3 protein-coding genes and 1 pseudogene are annotated in these 1,292 nt (G+C 48.7%); all 4 read right to left on the bottom strand.

Going from position 1 to position 1,292, the window contains the following annotated elements; translation table 11 throughout:
- Positions 1-305: pseudogene (locus V6E55_RS25425) on the bottom strand (hypothetical protein); the annotation flags it as partial.
- Positions 306-308: 3 nt separating this feature from the next.
- The gene (locus V6E55_RS25420) at positions 309-740 is read right to left on the bottom strand and encodes a hypothetical protein (RefSeq protein ID WP_316944123.1); all 432 of its coding nucleotides are present in this window, start codon (positions 738-740) and stop codon (positions 309-311) included.
- A 2-nt stretch (positions 741-742) separates the two neighbouring features.
- Entirely contained in the window at positions 743-1,012 is a 270-nt protein-coding gene (locus V6E55_RS25415; RefSeq protein ID WP_316944122.1) for a hypothetical protein, read from the bottom strand.
- A partial coding sequence (locus tag V6E55_RS25410; protein ID WP_316944121.1) for a hypothetical protein occupies positions 1,009-1,292 on the bottom strand: 284 nt, incomplete at its 5' end. The genes V6E55_RS25410 and V6E55_RS25415, both read right to left, overlap by 4 nt.

Here is a 1,292-nt window from a genome sequence, read left to right as displayed (position 1 = left end):
GGGGCGGTGTAAAGCGGAGTTACCTTCCAATAGCATCCATCTTGCAATGTCGACAAAGGGAGTCTTTGATGGCGATGCGTCGGATGAATTCCATCAGCAAAACAAAATCCATCTGGGTTATGAGCTGAGCGGATATACGCCGCAGGCTCCGCTTCGAGCGATGCCAGCGCGATACGCGCCAGCTCCAGTTCTTCTTCAAGCTCTGCTCGCGTGTCAGCGAAAGCGGTCTGAGTAACAGTAAACTCCAGGCTCTTAACCTTTTCGCGCGCACGTTCGCGCAACCGTTCTTTGGTAATAGTGCTCATGGGTTAGTCCTCACCTTTCTGCTGTACAAACGGAACCGATAAATCCACACACCAGGAAATCACCCCAAATTGGGCATCGTTCTGCGCTTCACCGTAAACATAATATTTAGCACCTGGCCTCCCCATTACTGGATCAAATACTTCGATGCCACGCTCTGCCGTTAATGACATTAAAATCTGGTGTAACCCGCCTTGAATATTCAGAGACGGCACGGTCAGGAAATAAACAAACCCATAAAGCAATTCACATTTTCTTTGGCTGCCGTAGAAATAAGGGATTTTGTAATAATCCAAGGCATCATCCAGCCAGTATGTTTTGTCGTGAAAAGCCTGGTGCCAGCGTGCAACTACCTCGTCCACAGGCTGACCTGCAACCATTGCCACACAGGTGGCCATGCAGGTATTAAAAGTTGGCTGCATTTGATGTTGAAGCATGCTCACTCTCCTTTACAGGCTGCGGCGGGGACATCGATGCCAGCAGCAGACAATGCAATGCTGAATGCCTCCTTCAAACCTGCAATCTGTTTGTCTTTGGCTTCCAGCTCATCCAGCAGCGCCTGAATTTTCTTTGCGTGCATTTCGATAACGTTAACCGGACACAAGCCAGTTACTACCTGGTATTCGCGAGGATTCCCACGAAGTGAATGAGCCTGCTGCTCAACTTTCGCATAGAGTTCCTTCTGTGCGCGTTTGTCGATGTTGCTCATTCGCCTTTTACTCCCGACATGATCGTGAAAGCAGAAAACATAGGATTGCCGCGAATTACCGATGTGGCTTCTGAAAATTCTTTAATGCTTCTCCCTTCAAAGGTCAGCGTCGTAGTGCAACAACCAAGACCTTTTTCCTCGTGATTCTCATAAGCGAAAGAGGCAACCATCGGCATGTTGTGCTCTTTGCAAATGGCGATAATTTGCTGCATTAGCGGGCTGATCTTCTCGTCGTAGACACTTTCGAGGTCATAGATTTCGATGTTGCTCATTGGGCGGC

This window comes from Enterobacter sp. 342, from assembly GCF_036663495.1.
GTDB lineage: Bacteria > Pseudomonadota > Gammaproteobacteria > Enterobacterales > Enterobacteriaceae > Enterobacter.
The sequence above is the reverse complement of the archived record's forward strand: the minus strand, read 5'-3'. Positions and strand labels throughout refer to the sequence as shown.

Bases quoted from the DNA above. Each gene is read 5' to 3' on its own strand.
- V6E55_RS25415 (WP_316944122.1), bottom strand. From the start codon at position 1,012: ATGAGCAACATCGACAAACGCGCACAGAAGGAACTCTATGCGAAAGTT.
- V6E55_RS25420 (WP_316944123.1), bottom strand. From the start codon at position 740: ATGCTTCAACATCAAATGCAGCCAACTTTTAATACCTGCATGGCCACC.